The organism is Roseateles amylovorans, assembly GCF_025398155.2.
Lineage (GTDB): Bacteria > Pseudomonadota > Gammaproteobacteria > Burkholderiales > Burkholderiaceae_C > Roseateles > Roseateles amylovorans.
The window spans coordinates 5,385,151-5,401,968 of record NZ_CP104562.2 but is presented as its reverse complement, the minus strand read 5'-3'; the positions used below and the strand labels follow the sequence as shown (position 1 = coordinate 5,401,968).

The following is a 16,818-nucleotide window of genomic DNA, read 5'->3' as shown; positions in this document are numbered from 1 at the left end:
AGGGAGTACCCATGTCCATCCAAAAGATTCTGCTGGTTGATGACTCGAAGACCGAGCTTCATCACCTCAGCGACCTGCTCAGCAAACGCGGTTATGCCGTGCGCACTGCGGAAAACGGCGAAGAAGCCATGAAGCGTCTGGAAGAAGAAAAGCCCGACCTCATCCTGATGGATGTGGTGATGCCGGGCCAGAACGGCTTCCAGCTGACCCGTGCCATCACCCGCGACGAGCGCTATGCCGACGTGCCGGTGATCATCTGCACCAGCAAGAACCAGGAAACCGATCGCGTCTGGGGCATGCGCCAGGGCGCCCGCGATTACGTCGTCAAGCCGGTCAAGGCGGACGAACTGATCGCCAAGATCAAGGCGCTGGGCTGACGTCATGGCCAACAAGCAAGCGCTGCGGGATCTTCAACAACGCCTGGCGCAGCGCATGCAGGCCGCCCGCGAGGCGCCGCAGGCCGCCAGCTGGCTGGCGGTGGAATGCGCCGGCCTCGGTCTGTTGCTTCCGCTGAAGCAATCGGGTGAGATCTTCACGCCCGTCCCGCTGCAGAGCGTGCCCTACACCCAGCCCTGGTTGCTGGGTGTGGCCAATCTGCGGGGCGGTTTGCACACGGTGGTGGACCTGGCGGCCTTTCTCGGCCTGCGCGGACCCACCGCCCTGACGCCCGCCCACCGGCTGGTGTCGATCAACCCGGATCTGGGGATCAACTGCGCGCTGCTGGTGGACCAGCTGCTGGGGCTGCGCGGTGATGAACAGATCCAGGCCGAGCCCGATGTGGCCGGCCACCCGGAATTTGCTCCCATGCGCATGCGCGACGGGCAAGGCCGGCGTTGGCAGGTGCTGGATCTGGATGCGCTGACGCAGCATCCCCAGTTCCTGCGCATTGTTTTGAACTGAGAGCCAGACGGCGGTCCCGTCCCAGGCCGAACGACCAAACGAGGGTGAGATGAGCTTCCTGGACAAAATCAAGAACAAGGGCAAGAACGAGGGCAAGGCGGTCGTCGATATCGACGACGCCGGCCCCAACACGGAAGCGGCCGTGTCCGCCGAGGACACGCAGGACTTCCAGCCCTCGATCATCACGACGGCGCAGCCCACGCCCGAATTCCAGGACACCGGCAACGGCTTCCAGCCGACCGCCAGCGCCCCCGACGCGCCCAAGACGATGCCGACGGTGCAGCCGCCGCAGCCGCGTCGTCAGGGCCTGTTCACCATGTTGGTCGTGGCCGGTCTGATCGGCACCACGTCCTTCGTGACCTGGAGCCTGATCAATTCGAACCAGTCCGCCGCCCAGGTGCGCGGCGCGGGTCAGGCGGCCATGCAGTCGCAGCGACTGGCCAAGGCGGTCTCGACCGCCCTGCTGGGCAACAAGAACGCCTTCCCTGAAATGAAGGAAAGCGCGGAAGTGCTGACCGGCGTGATCAGCAGCCTGCGCGACGGCAACGGCGCGCTGAGCCAGGGTCCGTCGTCGGTGCAGCCTCTGCTCGAGAAGATCGCTCCGATGGTCGAGCGCGCCGACAAGAACACCAAGGTGATGCTGGCGCAGGAAAAGGTGTTGACCCAGGTCGGCTCCGCGCTGCGCGCCATCAATCGCCAATCGTCCGACCTGCTGGAAAGCGCGGAAGCGGTGGCGTCGCTGTCGATCCAGAGCTCGGCGCCGACCGGCGAAGTGGCTGCGGTCGGTCAGCTGGTGATGCTGACCCAGCGTATCGGCAAGTCCGCCAACGAATTCCTGACCCAGGACGGCGTGAGCCCCGAGGCGGTGTTCCTGCTGGGCAAGGACTTGAATGCCTTCCGCGAAATCGCCCAGGCCTTGCTCAACGGCAACCCCGAGCTGCGACTGGCCGGCGCCAAGGATGCACAGGTGCGTGAGCGTCTGAAGGTGCTGCTGACCCAGTACGACCAGACCCGTACCCAGGCCACCGCCATCCTGTCCAACCTGCAGGGCCTGGTGGCCTCGCGGGAAGCGCAGACCTCCATCCTGAACGACAGCGAAGTGCTGCGTAAGGACCTGGACGAACTGTCGCAGGGCCTGGAATCCGCCGGCGGCCTGAACCCGGCCCTGCTGATCGGCATGGTGGCGTCGCTGGCGATGCTGATCATCGGCGCGCTGGGCTTCCTGAAGCTCTACGTGAACGACCAGGCCCGTCGTGCCCAGCTCGCTGAAGAACAGCGTCGCGAGGCCGAGGCGCAGGAGCAGGAGGCCAAGCGCGTCAACGACGCCAACCAGGCCGCCATTCTGCGACTGATGAACGAACTGCAGACGGTGGCGGAGGGTGACCTGACCCACCAGGCAACGGTGACGGAAGACATCACCGGCGCGATCGCCGACTCGGTGAACTACACCGTGGAAGAGCTGCGTTCGCTGGTGCACCAGGTGCAGACCACGGCGGTGCGGGTGACCGACACGACCGCGCAGGTCGACCAGACGTCCACCGAGCTGCTGGCCGCATCGACCGAACAGCTGCACGAGATCCGCGCCACCGGCGAAGCGGTGCTGCAGATGGCGCACCGAATCAACGATGTGTCCGCACAGGCGCAACAGACCGCCGACGTGGCCCGCCAATCCCGGCAGGCCGCTGAGCTGGGTCTGGAGGCGATGCAGAACACCATCGGCGGTATGAACCAGATCCGCGACCACATTCAGGAAACCTCCAAGCGCATCAAGCGTCTGGGCGAGTCGTCGCAGGAAATTGGCGAGATCACCGAGCTGATTTCCGACATTACCGAGCAGACCAACGTGCTGGCGCTGAACGCGGCGATCCAGGCGGCGTCCGCCGGTGAAGCCGGTCGCGGCTTCTCGGTGGTGGCGGAAGAAGTGCAGCGTCTGGCGGAACGCTCCGCCGATGCGACCCGTCGAATCGCCGCGCTGGTCAAGACCATTCAGACCGACACCCATGATGCGGTGGCCGCCATGGAACGTTCCACGCTGGGTGTGGTGGAAGGTACCAAGCTGTCCGATGCGGCCGGTCGTGCGCTGGAAGACATTGACTCGGTGTCTCGTCGCCTGGACGACCTGATCGTGCAGATTTCGTCCGTCGCGCAGAACGAAGCGCGTGCGGCCAACGAGGTCGGCGCCAACATTCAGCACATTTTTGCGGTGACCGAGCAGACTTCCGAAGGTACCCGTTCGACGGCGCAGATGGTGCATGAGCTGTCCCGCTCCGCCGAAGCGCTGAAGCAGTCGGTGGCCCGGTTCAAGGTCTCCTGATCGGTTGGACGCCCAAGCGTTCACCCCGCGAGTTCACCCCGCGATACACCGCGATAAAGACAACAAAGAGCGAGCATGGACCTTTCGCGCGAATCCGAGTTCCCTGCCGACCTGAGCCCTTTGGCCTGGGTCCAGGAGGAACTGCGCCGCACGCTGGAATCGGTGCACAAGGCCCTGCGCCGGGTGCTGCGCGATACAGATGCGCGCGCCACCACCCTGGGCGGCGAAGGCCAGCCCAGCCCCGCGCTGCAGGGAGCAGCCCAACAGATGCACCAGGCTGCCGGCGTGCTGTCGGTGGTGAGCCTGCCGGCCGCCGCCCAGCTGCTGCGCGCCGCCGAGGCGACGCTGTTCCGACTGGCCGAAGCCCCCGCGACCGTGTCGGTCGCCGAGGTCGAAGCGGTCGAACGGGCCGACTTTGCCGTCCTGGCGTTCATCGCCAAGACGCTGGCCGGTGGCCAGCCCAGTTCGCTGGCGCTGTTCCCGGCGTATCAGGCCCTGCAGGAACTCAACGGCGCGGGCCGCATCCACCCGGCCGACCTGTGGACGCAGGAATTCCGCTGGCGCGACCTGCCGGTCGATCCGGCGGTGCGCGCGCTCACGCCTGAGCAGATGCGGGCGCCGTTCGAGGCGCTGCTGCTCAAGCAGATGCGCTCCCCGGCCCCCGGCCAGGGACAGCTGCTGAGCGACCTCTGCGCCGGCCTGGCCCTCACACAAACGCAACCCCACGCCCGCACCCTGTGGATGCTGGCGTCGGGCCAGTTCGAGGCCCAATCCCGCGGCCTGCTGCCGGTGGACACCCTGGTCAAGCGCTTGGGCTCGCGCCTGCTGGCGCAACTGCGCGCCGGCAGCGATGCGGCGCCGTCCGAGCGTCTGGCCAAGGACCTGCTGTTCTTCTCCGCGGCTGCGAAGCATCCCGAGCCCGGCACCTCGCCGCGCCTGGAAGCGGTGCAGCGCGCCTTCGGCCTGGTCGAGACCGCGGTCGTCGATTACCGCGACGATGCGCTGGGTCGCATCGACCCGACCTGGGTGCAGAACGCCAAGCGCCGTGTCGCCACCGCCAAGGAATCCTGGGGCTCCGCCGCGGAAGGCGAAACCCATCGCCTGGGCGGGCTGGACGAACAGTTCGCCGGCGTGGCGGAGTCGCTGACCAAGCTCTTCCCGAGCGGTGAGGTGCTGGGTGACACCCTGCGCCGCGCCGTCGTGACCACGCTGCGTTCCGGCCGTGCGCCGGAGCCGACGCTGGCGATGGAAATCGCCACCGCGATGCTCTATCTGGAAGCGGCACTGGAGGACGAAGCCTTCGACCAGCCCGAGCAGGCCGAGCGCGTCAAGAGCCTGGCCCGCCGCATCGAATCCGTGGGTCATGGCGAAGCGCCTGAGCCGCTGGAAACCTGGATGGAGGAGCTCTATCGCCGCGTGGCCGATCGCCAGACGCTGGGATCGGTCGTGCATGAACTGCGCGCCAGCCTGTCCGAGGTCGAGCGCCAGTGCGATGAATACTTCCGTGACCCGACCAAGCGCGACCTGCTGATCCCGGTGCCGGGCCAACTGCAGGCCATGCGCGGCGTGTTCAGCGTCCTGGGCCTGTCGCAAGGCGCTCAGGCGGCGTTGCGCATGCGCGATCAGGTCGATGAGCTGGCCCAGACCGAAGTCGATCCGTCGCTGCCCGGTCCGCGTGCCCAGTTCGATCGCCTGGCCAACAACCTCGGCGCCCTGGGCTTCCTGATCGACATGGTCAGCGTCCAGCCGCAGCTCGCCAAGCGGATGTTCCGCTTCGACGACGAGACCGGCATGCTGCAATCGCTGGTCGGCCGCGAAAGCGAACAGCCGACCCACGAGGAGGCCCCGGTGGCGGAAGCTCCGGCGCCGCAGCTGATCGATCAACTGCAAGCCACGGCCCAAGCCGTCGCCCAGGGGGACCGCTCCGCGCAGGATCTGGCCCGCGACCTGGAACGCATCTCCCAGGAGGCGCGCGCCAACGACGAAATCGGTTTGGCGCAAGCCGCCCAGCAGGCGCAGCAACAGCTGCTGTCCGCGGGTCCGGATGCCGATGCGGTCGGCACCGATGCCGCCCAGTCGCTGCAGCAGTTCATCGAAGCCGCCGCCCCCGTGCTGCCGCCCGCACCGCCGCCATCGGCCCCGATTCCGCAAGCGGAAGAGGCGATCGACGAGGAAATGCTGGGCATCTTCCTGGAAGAAGCAGCCGAGGTCGTCGACACCGCCCGTGCGGCCATGGCCGTGCTGGCCCGCGACAGCGCCAACCGCGAGGAACTGACCACGGTCCGCCGTGCGTTCCACACCCTCAAGGGCAGCTCGCGGATGGTCGGCCTGAATGAATTCGGCGAAGCCGGATGGGCCTGCGAACAGCTGTACAACCACCGCCTGTCGGAGCATCCGCAGGCCGACGCCGACCTGCTGCGCTTCAGCAACGAGGCGCTCGATGCCTTCCACGCCTGGGCCACCGCCATTGGCGACAAGCGTCCGCACGGCTATCACAGCGCACCGATCCGCGCTGCGGCCGATTCGCTGCGCCTGAACAACCGCTACCTGTCGCTGAAGGATGCGACCGCGGCCGCTGCTGCGTCTGCACCGGCACCGGCACCTGCGCCGGTGGCAGCACCCGCACCGGTCGCCCCGGCGGCGGTCGTCGCGCCGGTGCTGGCCGCACCTGACGTCGTCGAAGCGGTCTCGGTGCCCGAGATCGTTGAAGTCGCCGAGATGGCCGAACTTCCGGAACTCATCGAAGTGCCGGAGATGGTCGACATCCCGACGCTGGCCGATGTGCCGGCGCCGATCGAGGTGCTGTCCGCGCCCGCTGCGGTGCCCGCGCCGGCCGCTGTGCAGGCGCTGTCCACAAACGAGCTGCCGCCGCTGACGCTGCCGTCGCTGGACGACACGCCGTCGACCGATGCGCTGTCGCTGGACTTCGCCCCCGACGCACCGGCCGTGCCCGAGCTGACCCAGGCCGTTGCGCCGCTGGATGCGGCGCTGGACCTGCCCCCATTGGGCATTGACAGTGCCCAAGGCGTTCCGTCGTTGGATGGTGAGCCGTTCACGTTGGACCAGACGCTGGATCTGCCGCTGACGGCCGAGATCGCCGAAGTGACCGAGTCGCTGGAGATGCCTGCCGGTTGGCCGGATGACGTCGCCATCGTGGAAGTCGAGGCGACCGAGCCGATGCCGCTGGGCGACATTGCCGAGCTGCCCGCGCAGATCGACGAGCCGACGGTCGACCTGCTGGATCTGTCCGGTCTGGATCTCACGCCGGAGGCTGCGGAACCCGCAGCGCCTGTGGCGTCCGTGGAGCCTGTGGCCTCGGTGGACCTCACGCTGGATCTGAGCGAAGAGCTGGTCAGTGCGGCGGCCCCGGTCGTCCCCAAGACGCCGGCTGAAACGCCCATCGTCACGCCGGTTGAAGCCGCTGCTGAAGCATCGGCTGAGCCGCCGACCTTCATCGACGAGCCACGTGTCGACCTGAGCTTCACCACCACCGATCTTGACCTGACCGCACCGGCCGCGCCGGTGCTGAGCCTGGTGGGCGGCACCGCGCTGGACGCTGCGAATGCCGAGGCCGAGGCCGAAGAGAACGATGACGGCGTGAAGGTCATCGGACCGCTGCGCATCAGCATCACGCTGTTCAACATCTTCCTGAACGAAGCGGACGAGCGTTCGCGTCGCCTGCAGGTCGAGCTGACCGAATGGGCCTTGCTGCCGCAATCCCAGTTGCCGCCGGAAGCCGAAGCCTTGGCCCACGGCCTGGCGGGCAGTGCGGCGACGGTGGGCTTTGATGACCTGTCGACACTGTCGCGCGCGCTGGAACATGCGCTCGGCCGTGCCCAGGGTCACGAGGTGGCGGATCCGACGCTGTTCCAGCGTGGCGCCGACGAAATTCGCCGTCTGCTGCATCAATTCGCCGCCGGTTTCCTGAAGGAAGTCGACGCCGAACTGCTGGCCCAGCTGCAACTGTTCCAACCGGGCGCACCGCTGCCCGACGGTTCGGGTGACAGCGACGAAGGCCTGCTGGCCATGTCGCTGGACGAGGTGTCGACCGCGTCGCAGTCGATCAGCCACGCCCAGCCGGTGCATCCGGCCTCCAGCCTCCCCGCCTTCGAAGCGGCGGCCGAAGCCGCTGCCGACGAGGACTTCGACCTCGGCCTGCCGGATCAGATCGATCCGGAGCTGATGCCGATCTTCGAGGAAGAGGCCGAAGACCTGCTGCGCGAGCTGCATGCCAGCCTGCGCGAATGGGCCGCACAGCCCCAGGACACCGGACGTGCCGCCGCCTCCATGCGGGTGCTGCACACCTTCAAGGGCGGCGCTCGTCTGGCCGGCGCCATGCGCGTTGGCGAACAGGCCCACGGGCTGGAGTCCCAGATCGAGCGTCTGGCGAGCGATGGCAACGCGCAGCTGGAACAGCTGATGTCGTTGCAGGATGCGGCCGACGCGCTGGAACACTCCTTCGTCACGCTGCAACGCGACTGGCGTAATCCGCCGCCGGTGGCCGCACCTGTGGCCGCTCCGGTCGCGGCGCCCGCGCCGGTGGTCGCCGCCCCGGTGGTCGCACCTGTGGCAGCGCCTGCGCCTGCGCCCATCCCGGCGGCACCGGTGGCGCCAGCCATTGAAGTCCCGGTCGAAGGCTCCGACGCCATCACCGTGCCGGACGAACCGGTGGTTGAGGCGATCGAGGTCGCCGAGGTGGCCGAGGTTCCGGAGGTCATCGACATCACGCAAGCCGCTGCGGTGGCCGACGTGCCCGAAGTTCGCGAAGTGGCTGAGGTTCCCGAAGTCACCGAGACGGTCGACGCCGTGGCAGCCCCGGTGCTGCTCGACACGCCGGTGGTGACCGAGGTCATCGAGCCTGCACCCGTGCAGCCGGTGGCCGACATTCCGGCACTGGACGACGTGGTGGAGATCACCGAGATCGCCGCGGTCGCCGAGGTGATCGAGCCGACGCCTGATGTCGACGTGCCGGTGCTGGACACCGTGGCCGAACCCGTCGTGCCGGCCCCGGTGGCCGCACTGCCGGCCCATGTGCCGCCGCCTGCCGACATCGACATCGACTGGGCCCACTTCAGCGAAGTGGCGGATCTGGGTCAACCGATGGAAAGCGCGCCGGTCGCGCCTGCCGCGCAAGTGCGTGTGCGTGGCGTGCTGCTGGAACGCATGGCCGCGCTGTCCGGCGAGGTCAGCATCCGACGCGCCCGTCTGGAGTCGGAGCTCGGCCAGATGCGGACCTCGCTGTCCGACCTGGACGACAACCTGGAACGTCTGCGTACCCAGCTCCGCGAGCTGGAACTGCAGGCGGAAGCCCGCATCGCTGCGCGCCAGGAGGCCGTCCATGCCACCGGCAAGGACTTCGACCCGCTGGAGTTCGACCGCTACACCCGCTTCCAGGAACTGACCCGGATGCTGGCCGAGTCGGTCAACGACGTGGCCACGGTGCAGCGCGGTCTGCAGCGCAATGTGGCCGCCGGTGAAGATGAGCTGGCTGCGCAATCGCGACTGACGCGTGAGCTGCAGGACGACCTGCTGCGGACCCGGATGGTGGAGTTCGACAGCAGCCTGGCGGAACGCCTGCACCGGGTGGTGCGGCAGGCCGCCCGCGAAAGCGGCAAGCAGGCCCAACTGGAGATCCGCGGCGGCAGCGTGGAACTGGACCGTTCCGTGCTGGAGCGCCTGACCGGCGCCTTCGAGCACTTGCTGCGCAACAGCGTGGTGCACGGCATCGAAACGCCGCAGCAACGCCAGAGCGTGCACAAGGCGCCGATCGGCCGCATCACGCTGAGCCTGCATCAGGAAGGCAGCGAGATCCAGGTGCGCTTCGCCGATGACGGCGCGGGCCTGAACCTGGCCCGCATCCGCGCCCGCGGCGAGAGCCAGGGCCTGATCACCGCCGGCCAGTCGCTGACCGACACCCAGCTCATGGAGCTGATCTATGAGCCGGGCTTCTCCACCGCCGAATCGCTGACCGAAATGGCCGGCCGAGGCGTCGGCATGGATGTGGTCCGCTCCGAGGTCAACACGCTGGGTGGCTACGTCATCACCGAGTCGACGCCCGGACAGGGCGCCAGCTTCGAGTTGCGCGTGCCGCTGACCACTGCGCTGACGCAGGTCGTGGTGCTGCGCTACGGTGACCGCAAGGTCGCCGTGCCGGCGTCGCTGATGCTGTCGGTGCAGCGTCTGACTGTGGAACAGGTCGAGAAGGCCTATGTGGACGGCGTCCTGCCGGCTGCCGGCGAGAAGCTGCCGTTCTACTGGCTCGGCGGTCTGATGAACCACAGCGAGCGCGGCACCGCCCAGGGCAAGACCATGCCGGTGGTGCTGGTGCACAGCGCTCAGCAGCGTCTGGCGCTGCACGTCGACGAAGTCCTGGGCAACCAGGAAGTCGTGATCAAGAACCTGGGTCCGCAACTGATGCAGGTGCCGGGTCTGGCGGGCATCAGCCTGCTGGCCTCGGGCGACGTGGCGCTCATCTACAACCCGGTGGCGCTGGCCAACCGCTATGGTCATGCCGCGCAGCAGCGGGTGCATGACCGGGTGGCAGCCGCCCGCCAGGAAGTGGTGGCGGCGGCCTCGGCCGTGCCGCTGGCGCCGCTGGTGATGGTGGTGGACGATTCGCTGACCGTGCGTCGCGTCACCCAGCGTCTGCTGGAACGCGAAGGCTATCGGGTCCTGCTGGCCAAGGACGGCCTGGATGCGATGGAACGACTGGCGGGCGACGAGCTGCCGCGCGTCGTGCTGTCCGACATCGAGATGCCGCGCATGGACGGCTTCGACCTGGTGCGCAACCTGCGGGCCGACACCCGTCTGGCGGCGCTCCCCGTGATCATGATCACCTCTCGCATCGCGCAAAAACATCGCGACTATGCGCAGCAATTGGGTGTTGATGATTATTTGGGCAAGCCTTACGACGAAGACCACCTGCTGGGACTCATCGCTCGATACACTTCGCAGCACTGAGCCGGCCTTCCGGTCCAGTCGCAGCGTCCGGCGTTTCGGGCGCAGGTAGACCGTAGCCGCAACATGTCTGAGGTCGTTGAGCATCTCGCCGAATTGACAGGATTTCGTGACCGGGACGTCATGGACGTCACCCTGGTCACGGCCCTGCGCGATTTGCTCACCGGCCCCGCGTCCGTGGCGATTTATCGCTGCGTGGGCGAGCCCGGTCAGCAACGCTGGCTGACCCGCGCCCGGTTGCGCGCCACCGACACCGTGGCCACCGCCGATTCGCTGTGGGTCGATCCCGACCTGCTGCCGCGTCTGGCCGATCACGCCAGACGCCTGCAGTGCCTCACCGAACGCAGCGTGCTGCAGGACCGTGATGGCGAGCAGTGGCTGACGATGTTCCCGCTGGCGACCGAGCGCGATGTGATCGGCGTGCTGGAGGTCCACACGGCCAATCGGCCCAAGGCCTCGGCACAGCGCATGATCGCGAGCGTGCTGCGGATCTATCACAACTTCCAAGGTCTGCTGGACTACAGCGAGCGTGACACGCTGACCGGCCTGCTCAACCGCAAGACCTTCGACGAGAGCTTCCTCAAGGCCGTCTCCGAACTGCCGCTTCGTCCGCAGCACCATGGCGCCGGCGACGAACGACGCCATGCGGAAGTGCATCCGCGCTACTGGCTGGGCGTGCTGGACATCGACCACTTCAAGTCGATCAACGACCGCTTCGGCCATCTGATCGGCGATGAAGTGCTGCTGCTGCTGTCGCGGCTGATGCGCAGCAGTTTCCGCTTCAACGATCTGCTCTATCGCTTCGGCGGTGAGGAGTTCGTGGTGCTGATGCGCTGCGAGGACGAGGACGACGCCGCTCATGCATTCGAGCGTTTCCGTCACAACACCGAGCACTACGCCTTCCCGCAGGTGGGCCGCATCACGGTGAGCATCGGCTTCACCCAGATCCGCGCCGGTGACTCGCCGGCCGGCGCCTTCGAGCGCGCCGACAAGGCGGTCTACCACGCCAAGGGCGCGGGTCGGAACCAGGTTCAAAGCCACGCCACGCTGGTCGCCCAGGGTCGCATGTCTGAAGCCAACCACCTCAGCGACGTCGAGCTGTTCTAAGCTCGCGGTGCGGCCGGATGTCTCCGGCATCGGTGGTCCCACGATGACGCAGTCGGTTCGAGCGCGCTTTCCCTCCCTCATTCATGCCTTCCGGCGCCTCCTGCCTGGACGCAGCCGCGCAGGCGTCGGTCCGAGCCGGCCGCGGCGCTGGGCGGCGTTGCTGTTTGCCGCCGTGCTCGCAGGATGTGCGGGGCAGCGGAGCCCGTCGCTGGAGCCTGATCTGCCGGCGGTGCCCGGCATCCAGGCCGCCGACGACGGCACCCACCAATGGCAGGACTTCGACTGGCGCGATCCCCAGCGCGGACGCGCCGTGCCGGTCCGGCTGTACTGGCCCCAGGGGGCGGCCCCCGCCGCGGGCTGGCCGGTGATCGTGTTCTCCCATGGCATGGGCGGCACGCGACGCGGCTACAGCTATCTGGGCCGCTACTGGGCCTCGCAGGGCTTCGTGGCCCTGCATGTCCAGCATGTGGGCAGCGACCGCCGCCTGTGGGAGGGCGGTTTCTCCTGGACCAATTCCCTCAACCTGGTGCTGCGCCTGCAGCAGGCCGCGCAGCCGCAGGAGGCCATCGACCGAACCCAGGACATGCGCTTCGCGCTGGACCAACTGCTGAAGGGACCGCTGGCCGGCCAACTCGATCCCCAACGCATCGTCGCCGCCGGGCATTCCTACGGCGCCAACACCAGCCTGCTGCTGGCGGGTGCCCAGGTCGCGGATGTCCATCGCTTCGGCGGCGACGGCGCGCCGACGGCCCTGCGCGATCCCCGGATTCGGGCGGCCATTCTGATTTCTGCGCCCCCGTTCTACGGCGAAGGCGATCCGACGCCCATCGTCGGCTCGATCGGCATTCCCACGCTGCATATCAGCGCGACGCAGGATGAGATCCGCATCCCCGGCTATTACTCGGGCGCCGAGGACCGGGTGCAATTGTTCGATGCGATCGGCGGCCCCCACAAGGCGCTGGCGATGTTCAGCGGTGGCTCGCACAGCATGTTCACCGACCGCCTGAACACCGGCGGCGAGACCCTCAATCCCCAGGTGAAGCGGGCGACCCGGGAGCTGAGCCTCGCCTACCTCCGCTGGGTGCTCGATGGCGACGAGGCGCCCCTGCGGGAATGGCGGGCCCGCCACGCCGCCTTGCTGGCCCGGTGGCAGGGCCCGTGATCGACTGACCGCGTTCTCTTGCTTGCTGAATGCAACGTCAGTGGGCGGCGGCGCGCCCGTCGATGTCTGCTTTGACGATGCCCGGTCGCCCCTGATTCCGGCGACGTCTGCCGAGCCTTGTCAGACCGTCGCCCTGCATGGCGGCATCGACGCACCTCCCCGCAAGGACTGACCCTGTGCCGGACGCCGTCCGCCATGGCGCGAGGGCCTCTGGCGCGGGCGCGTCGCCCATGTGGGTACGGGCTTGCTTTTCTTCTCAAGCCCCTCTAGCGTTGGGGGGAGCGGACGGCACGAAGAGGCCAGACCGCAGAATGAATCGAGAGAAGCAGTCGGGTGGGCGCCATGCCGATGTCATGCAGCGTCCCGTCCCACCAGTTGTGCACATGCAGCGGCGTCTTCCGCGCCAGCCCCGTGGGGTGAATCCGCGCGATACCTTTGGGTAGCGCGGCGTTTACTGAAGCGGGTGTCGCGGCGCTTCACGCCGGGATCGGAGGCGGCGTCCATCGCCTTCATCGTGTGCAGGGATTGGCAGGACAGGACGAGGAAAGGCGGGTGCCTGAGGGATGGTTCGAGCGGATCGCAAGATCTCGTCATACATGCGCTTGCTGACCTTCCCGGTCGCAGCGGCATTGCTGCTGGCCGGATGCGTGGCCTTCGTGGTCACGGCTTACAGCGAGTACCGAAGCCTTGGCGAATTGACGCGCCAGGAGAATGTGCGCGCCGATGCCTTGCGCACGCAAGTGCTGATCGGGCGTGTCTACAACCTGCTGGTGGATCTGGAGACCGGTCAACGCGGCTTCCTGATGACCGGCGATGTCAGCTTTCTCGACCCCTACGAACATGCGGTGCGGGAGCTCGACAGCCGTTATGCAGAACTCAAGCGCACCCTGGCAGCGACCGGCGATGCGCAGTCCCAGGCCTTCGGACGGCTGGATGTGTTCATCGCCGATCGCCGGGTGCAGGTCGAGCAGAACATCGAAAGCCGCTGGCGGCTGGGCGAGGCGGCGCTGAGCAACCTGCAGGGATGGGTGGCCGGCAAACAGTTGATGGACGAGATCCGCGGCGAAATGGAGCGGCTGGATTCGCTTCAGCAAAAGCGCATCACCGACATCGAACGCGCCGTGGCGCAGCAGCAGGAACGCACCCGGTTGCTCGCCCAGATCCTGCCGCTGGTCGGCGGCGTGATGGTGGCCGCTGCCATGGCGGCCCTGTGGGTGGAGCGCCAGCGCCGCGATGTGGCCGAACGCGCCCTGCGCGAGAGCCACGCCCAGTTGGAAACGGCGGTGCAGGAGCGCACCCGGGAATTGACCGGCGCCCTGGACCGCATACAGAGCTTCGCCGCCGAGCTCGACCGCAGCGTCGAGGCCGAGCGTCGCCGCCTGGCTCGCGAGGTGCACGACCAGCTCGGTCAACTCGGCACGGCGGGCAAGATGCTGGTGCTGTCGCTGGGGCGCAAGATGGCACCGGCCAAGGAAGCGCTGCTCGATGAAATGCTCACCATTGCCGACGAGGTCATCGGCGCGGCGCGGCGGATCGCCTCCAGCCTGCGGCCGCCCCTGCTGGACGACTTCGGCTTTGCCGCGGCGGTGCAGCATTACGTGCAGGGACTGGAGCGGCAGAGCGGCCTGGTCGTCGTCGTCGACCTGGCGTCGGACGAGCGACTGAGCAGCGAGCAGCACAATCAGCTGTTCCGACTGCTGCAGGAGGCGGCGACCAATGTGCTCAGGCATGCGCAGGCGCAGCACCTGACCATCGAATCGCGCCTGGAAGAGGGCGAGTACCGGCTGCGCATCGAGGACGACGGCATCGGCCCCGGCCCGGTGCGGGTCGATGCCTCGGGGCTGCGTAACATGCGGGAGCGCGCGGTGCTGGCCGGCGGGCGGATGGACTTCGGTCCCGCGCCGCAAGGGGGCACGCGGATTGACGTCTCGGTGCCGCTGCAGCCGGGCGACACCGATGACACATCCACGGGGCTGGCGCATGCCGGCATCGAAAAAGAGGAGGGCTGGGATGAGGTTTCTGATCGTTGATGACCATCCGATCATGCGACTGGGCGTGAAGCAACTGATCCAGAACCAGTGGCCCCAAGCGCAGATCGATGAAGCCTCCACCATCGCGGAGGCCCTTCAACTCGGCCAGGCCAACAAGCCGGACGCCCTGGTGCTGGACCTGTCGCTGCCCGATGCCAGTGGCACCGAAGGCGCCAACCGCATGCTGCGCGCGCTCAAGGGCGTGCCGGTGCTGGTGCTGAGCCTCAATGCCGAATCTGCCTATGCCGCACGGCTGCTGCAGATGGGCGTGTCCGGCTATCTGCCCAAGGACAAGGCCAGCGACGAGCTGGTGCTGGCGTTGCAGCGACTGCTGCAGGGCGGTCGCTATGTCACCGCCGCCATGGCCGACCATCTGCTGGGCCTGCTCAGCGGCCACACCCCGCAGCAACTGCCGCATGAACAGCTCTCGGCCCAGGAGCATCGGGTGATGCTGCTGATCGCTGCCGGCAAGACGCCGGCGGAAATTGCGGAAACCATGCACCTGTCGGCGAAGACGGTGGGCACCTACCGGGCGCGCATCCTCGAGAAAACCGGCTGGCGCAACAACACCGAGCTCACCAAATACTGCGTGCAGCACGGGCTGACCGACGTGGATTAGGCGGCCCGGCCGCCGGGCAGTGACTCAACCAAGGGGCGAGATCATGGATGAGGGAGCGTGTAGGTGATTCACCGACCGATCATGCAGAGCCAGCCCGACAAGGCCTTGGGTGGGGCGCTGCTGACCGGTTCAGGGCGCAGGGGCCAAGATCCGTGTCATGCCGTCGCATCGCGTCGATGCCGGCGCACGGAGTACCGTCTCATGGACATCTTCCTCGTTGAGGACTCGGTGGCGATCCGCCGCCTGCTGGCCCGCCGGCTCGAAACCCTGCCCGGCACCCGCGTCGTCGGCGAAGCGGATTCGGCGCCTCAGGCGGTGGCGCTGGTGGACTGGCTGCAGCCCCAGACCGTGCTGCTGGACATCACGCTGGCCGTCGGCTCCGGCCTGGACGTGCTGCGGCAGCTCAGGGCGCGCGGCTTCAGCGGCCGCATCCTGATGCTCAGTCACCACGATCTCGACGCCTATCGCGACCTCTGCATGCAGGCGGGCGCCGATGGCTACTACAACAAGGGCAGCGGGCTGGAGAGCCTGTTCGCCGACCTCGACGAACTGCTGCAGAGCGAGCGCGCCAGCGGTCGCCAGACCCGGGTGTCGTCGCTGCTGCGCGATCCGACGACCGGGCTGCTCGGTCAGGTCGCGCTGCTGGAGCGGCTGGATCAGGTGCTGCGCATGACGATGGCCGAGCCGCAACTGCTGGCGGTGAGCGTGGTGGTGCTGCGCGGACTCGAATCGCTGGTGCAGTCCAACGGCCTGGCGGCCACCGCGCCGCTGTTGGTCGACATCGGCCGACGCCTGGGTCAGAGCACCGGCGCGGCGGATCTGCTCGCACGCCATGCGGACGAGCAGTTCGCGCTGGTGGTCAGCCGGGTGACGTCGGCCGCCCAGGCGGACGAGGTGGCCGGGTGCCTGCATGAGGCGCTGGATGCGCCGTTCCTGCTGGGGGATCAGTCGCTGCATCTGCATTTCGACACCGGCATGGCGCTCTATCCGCGCGATGCCATCTCCGCCCGCGGCCTGCTCACGCTGGCCGAATCACGGGCGCATGGCACCCGCCTGCCCGCGCAGGGCAGTGCGGTGGTGCACTGAACACGCATGGCCCGGGCCGCCGCGCTGCTGCTGACCACGGGCGTGGTCGTGGTCATGGTCATGGTTGTGGCGGCGCCGTCGGCGAGCGCCGGCACGGCCAGCAACACGATGAACGCCAGCACCACGGTGGTCAGCGCGTGTTCGGTCAATGGCAACACGCTGAACTTCGGCAGCACGATCAATCCGGTGGGTGGCGGGGCGGTGGCGTCCAGCACCAGCCTGACGGTGCAGTGCACCGCCGCCACCCCGTACAGCGTCGCGCTGAATGCCGGCACCAACACCGGCGGCGGATCCAATTTCGCCGGGCGGGTGCTGAAGAACGGCGCCTACACGATCGGCTATCAGCTCTATCTCAATGCCGGCCTCACCACGTTGTGGGGTGACGGCACCGCCGGCAGCTCGGTCTACAGCGGCACCGGCACCGGCGGTGTCCAGACCTTGACGATCTACGGCAACCTGCCCAGCCTGACCGGCGCGGTGCCAGGCCTCTACACCGACACGGTGACGGTCACGGTGAGTTATTGAAGCGCGAACGTCGACGGGATCGTCCGCCGCCAGCGGCACCGACGTTCAACAACAGGGAGCGCATGATGACGACGAACCAGGCATCGAGAGGGTCTCCGGGCCCGTGGCCCTTGGCCGT

The 16,818-nt window shown here is 67.8% G+C and carries 10 protein-coding genes; all 10 read left to right on the top strand.

All coding sequences use genetic code 11. The features are described from left to right. Positions 1-11: 11 nt before the first annotated feature. The 10 genes from N4261_RS22400 (at position 12) to N4261_RS22355 (ending at position 16,700) form a co-directional block, all read left to right on the top strand. Complete coding sequence (locus N4261_RS22400; RefSeq protein ID WP_261757462.1) at positions 12-377, top strand: response regulator; 366 nt, start codon at positions 12-14, stop codon at positions 375-377. A 4-nt stretch (positions 378-381) separates the two neighbouring features. Continuing rightward, positions 382-900: a chemotaxis protein CheW gene (locus N4261_RS22395; RefSeq protein WP_261757461.1), complete on the top strand. Its 519-nt coding sequence runs from the start codon at positions 382-384 to the stop codon at positions 898-900. A gap of 49 nt (positions 901-949) precedes the next feature. Next, positions 950-3,214 carry a methyl-accepting chemotaxis protein gene (locus N4261_RS22390; protein ID WP_261757460.1) on the top strand — a complete coding sequence of 755 codons (2,265 nt, stop codon included), beginning with the start codon at positions 950-952 and terminating at the stop codon, positions 3,212-3,214. 75 nt (positions 3,215-3,289) lie between these two features. After that, complete coding sequence (locus N4261_RS22385; protein WP_261757459.1) at positions 3,290-10,174, top strand: hybrid sensor histidine kinase/response regulator; 6,885 nt, start codon at positions 3,290-3,292, stop codon at positions 10,172-10,174. Between the two features lie 63 nt (positions 10,175-10,237). Then, the gene (locus N4261_RS22380; RefSeq protein WP_261757458.1) at positions 10,238-11,278 is read left to right on the top strand and encodes a GGDEF domain-containing protein; all 1,041 of its coding nucleotides are present in this window, start codon (positions 10,238-10,240) and stop codon (positions 11,276-11,278) included. 157 nt (positions 11,279-11,435) lie between these two features. After that, positions 11,436-12,440, top strand: a complete 1,005-nt coding sequence (locus N4261_RS22375) for an alpha/beta hydrolase family protein (RefSeq protein ID WP_261757457.1) — start codon at positions 11,436-11,438, stop codon at positions 12,438-12,440. Positions 12,441-13,036: 596 nt separating this feature from the next. Next, positions 13,037-14,470 carry a CHASE3 domain-containing protein gene (locus N4261_RS22370; RefSeq protein ID WP_261757456.1) on the top strand — a complete coding sequence of 478 codons (1,434 nt, stop codon included), beginning with the start codon at positions 13,037-13,039 and terminating at the stop codon, positions 14,468-14,470. Beyond that, positions 14,451-15,089, top strand: a complete 639-nt coding sequence (locus tag N4261_RS22365; RefSeq protein WP_261757455.1) for a response regulator — start codon at positions 14,451-14,453, stop codon at positions 15,087-15,089. The genes N4261_RS22370 and N4261_RS22365 overlap by 20 nt, the downstream gene beginning before the upstream one ends. A gap of 201 nt (positions 15,090-15,290) precedes the next feature. Then, positions 15,291-16,175, top strand: coding sequence for a response regulator (locus N4261_RS22360; protein ID WP_261757454.1), 885 nt, complete (start codon positions 15,291-15,293; stop codon positions 16,173-16,175). A gap of 6 nt (positions 16,176-16,181) precedes the next feature. Next, positions 16,182-16,700: a Csu type fimbrial protein gene (locus N4261_RS22355; protein WP_261757453.1), complete on the top strand. Its 519-nt coding sequence runs from the start codon at positions 16,182-16,184 to the stop codon at positions 16,698-16,700. The last annotated feature ends 118 nt before the right edge of the window (positions 16,701-16,818 follow it).

Bases quoted from the DNA above. Each gene is read 5' to 3' on its own strand.
- N4261_RS22400 (WP_261757462.1), top strand. From the start codon at position 12: ATGTCCATCCAAAAGATTCTGCTGGTTGATGACTCGAAGACCGAGCTT.
- N4261_RS22395 (WP_261757461.1), top strand. From the start codon at position 382: ATGGCCAACAAGCAAGCGCTGCGGGATCTTCAACAACGCCTGGCGCAG.
- N4261_RS22390 (WP_261757460.1), top strand. From the start codon at position 950: ATGAGCTTCCTGGACAAAATCAAGAACAAGGGCAAGAACGAGGGCAAG.
- N4261_RS22385 (WP_261757459.1), top strand. From the start codon at position 3,290: ATGGACCTTTCGCGCGAATCCGAGTTCCCTGCCGACCTGAGCCCTTTG.
- N4261_RS22380 (WP_261757458.1), top strand. From the start codon at position 10,238: ATGTCTGAGGTCGTTGAGCATCTCGCCGAATTGACAGGATTTCGTGAC.
- N4261_RS22370 (WP_261757456.1), top strand. From the start codon at position 13,037: ATGCGCTTGCTGACCTTCCCGGTCGCAGCGGCATTGCTGCTGGCCGGA.
- N4261_RS22365 (WP_261757455.1), top strand. From the start codon at position 14,451: ATGAGGTTTCTGATCGTTGATGACCATCCGATCATGCGACTGGGCGTG.
- N4261_RS22360 (WP_261757454.1), top strand. From the start codon at position 15,291: ATGGACATCTTCCTCGTTGAGGACTCGGTGGCGATCCGCCGCCTGCTG.
- N4261_RS22355 (WP_261757453.1), top strand. From the start codon at position 16,182: ATGGCCCGGGCCGCCGCGCTGCTGCTGACCACGGGCGTGGTCGTGGTC.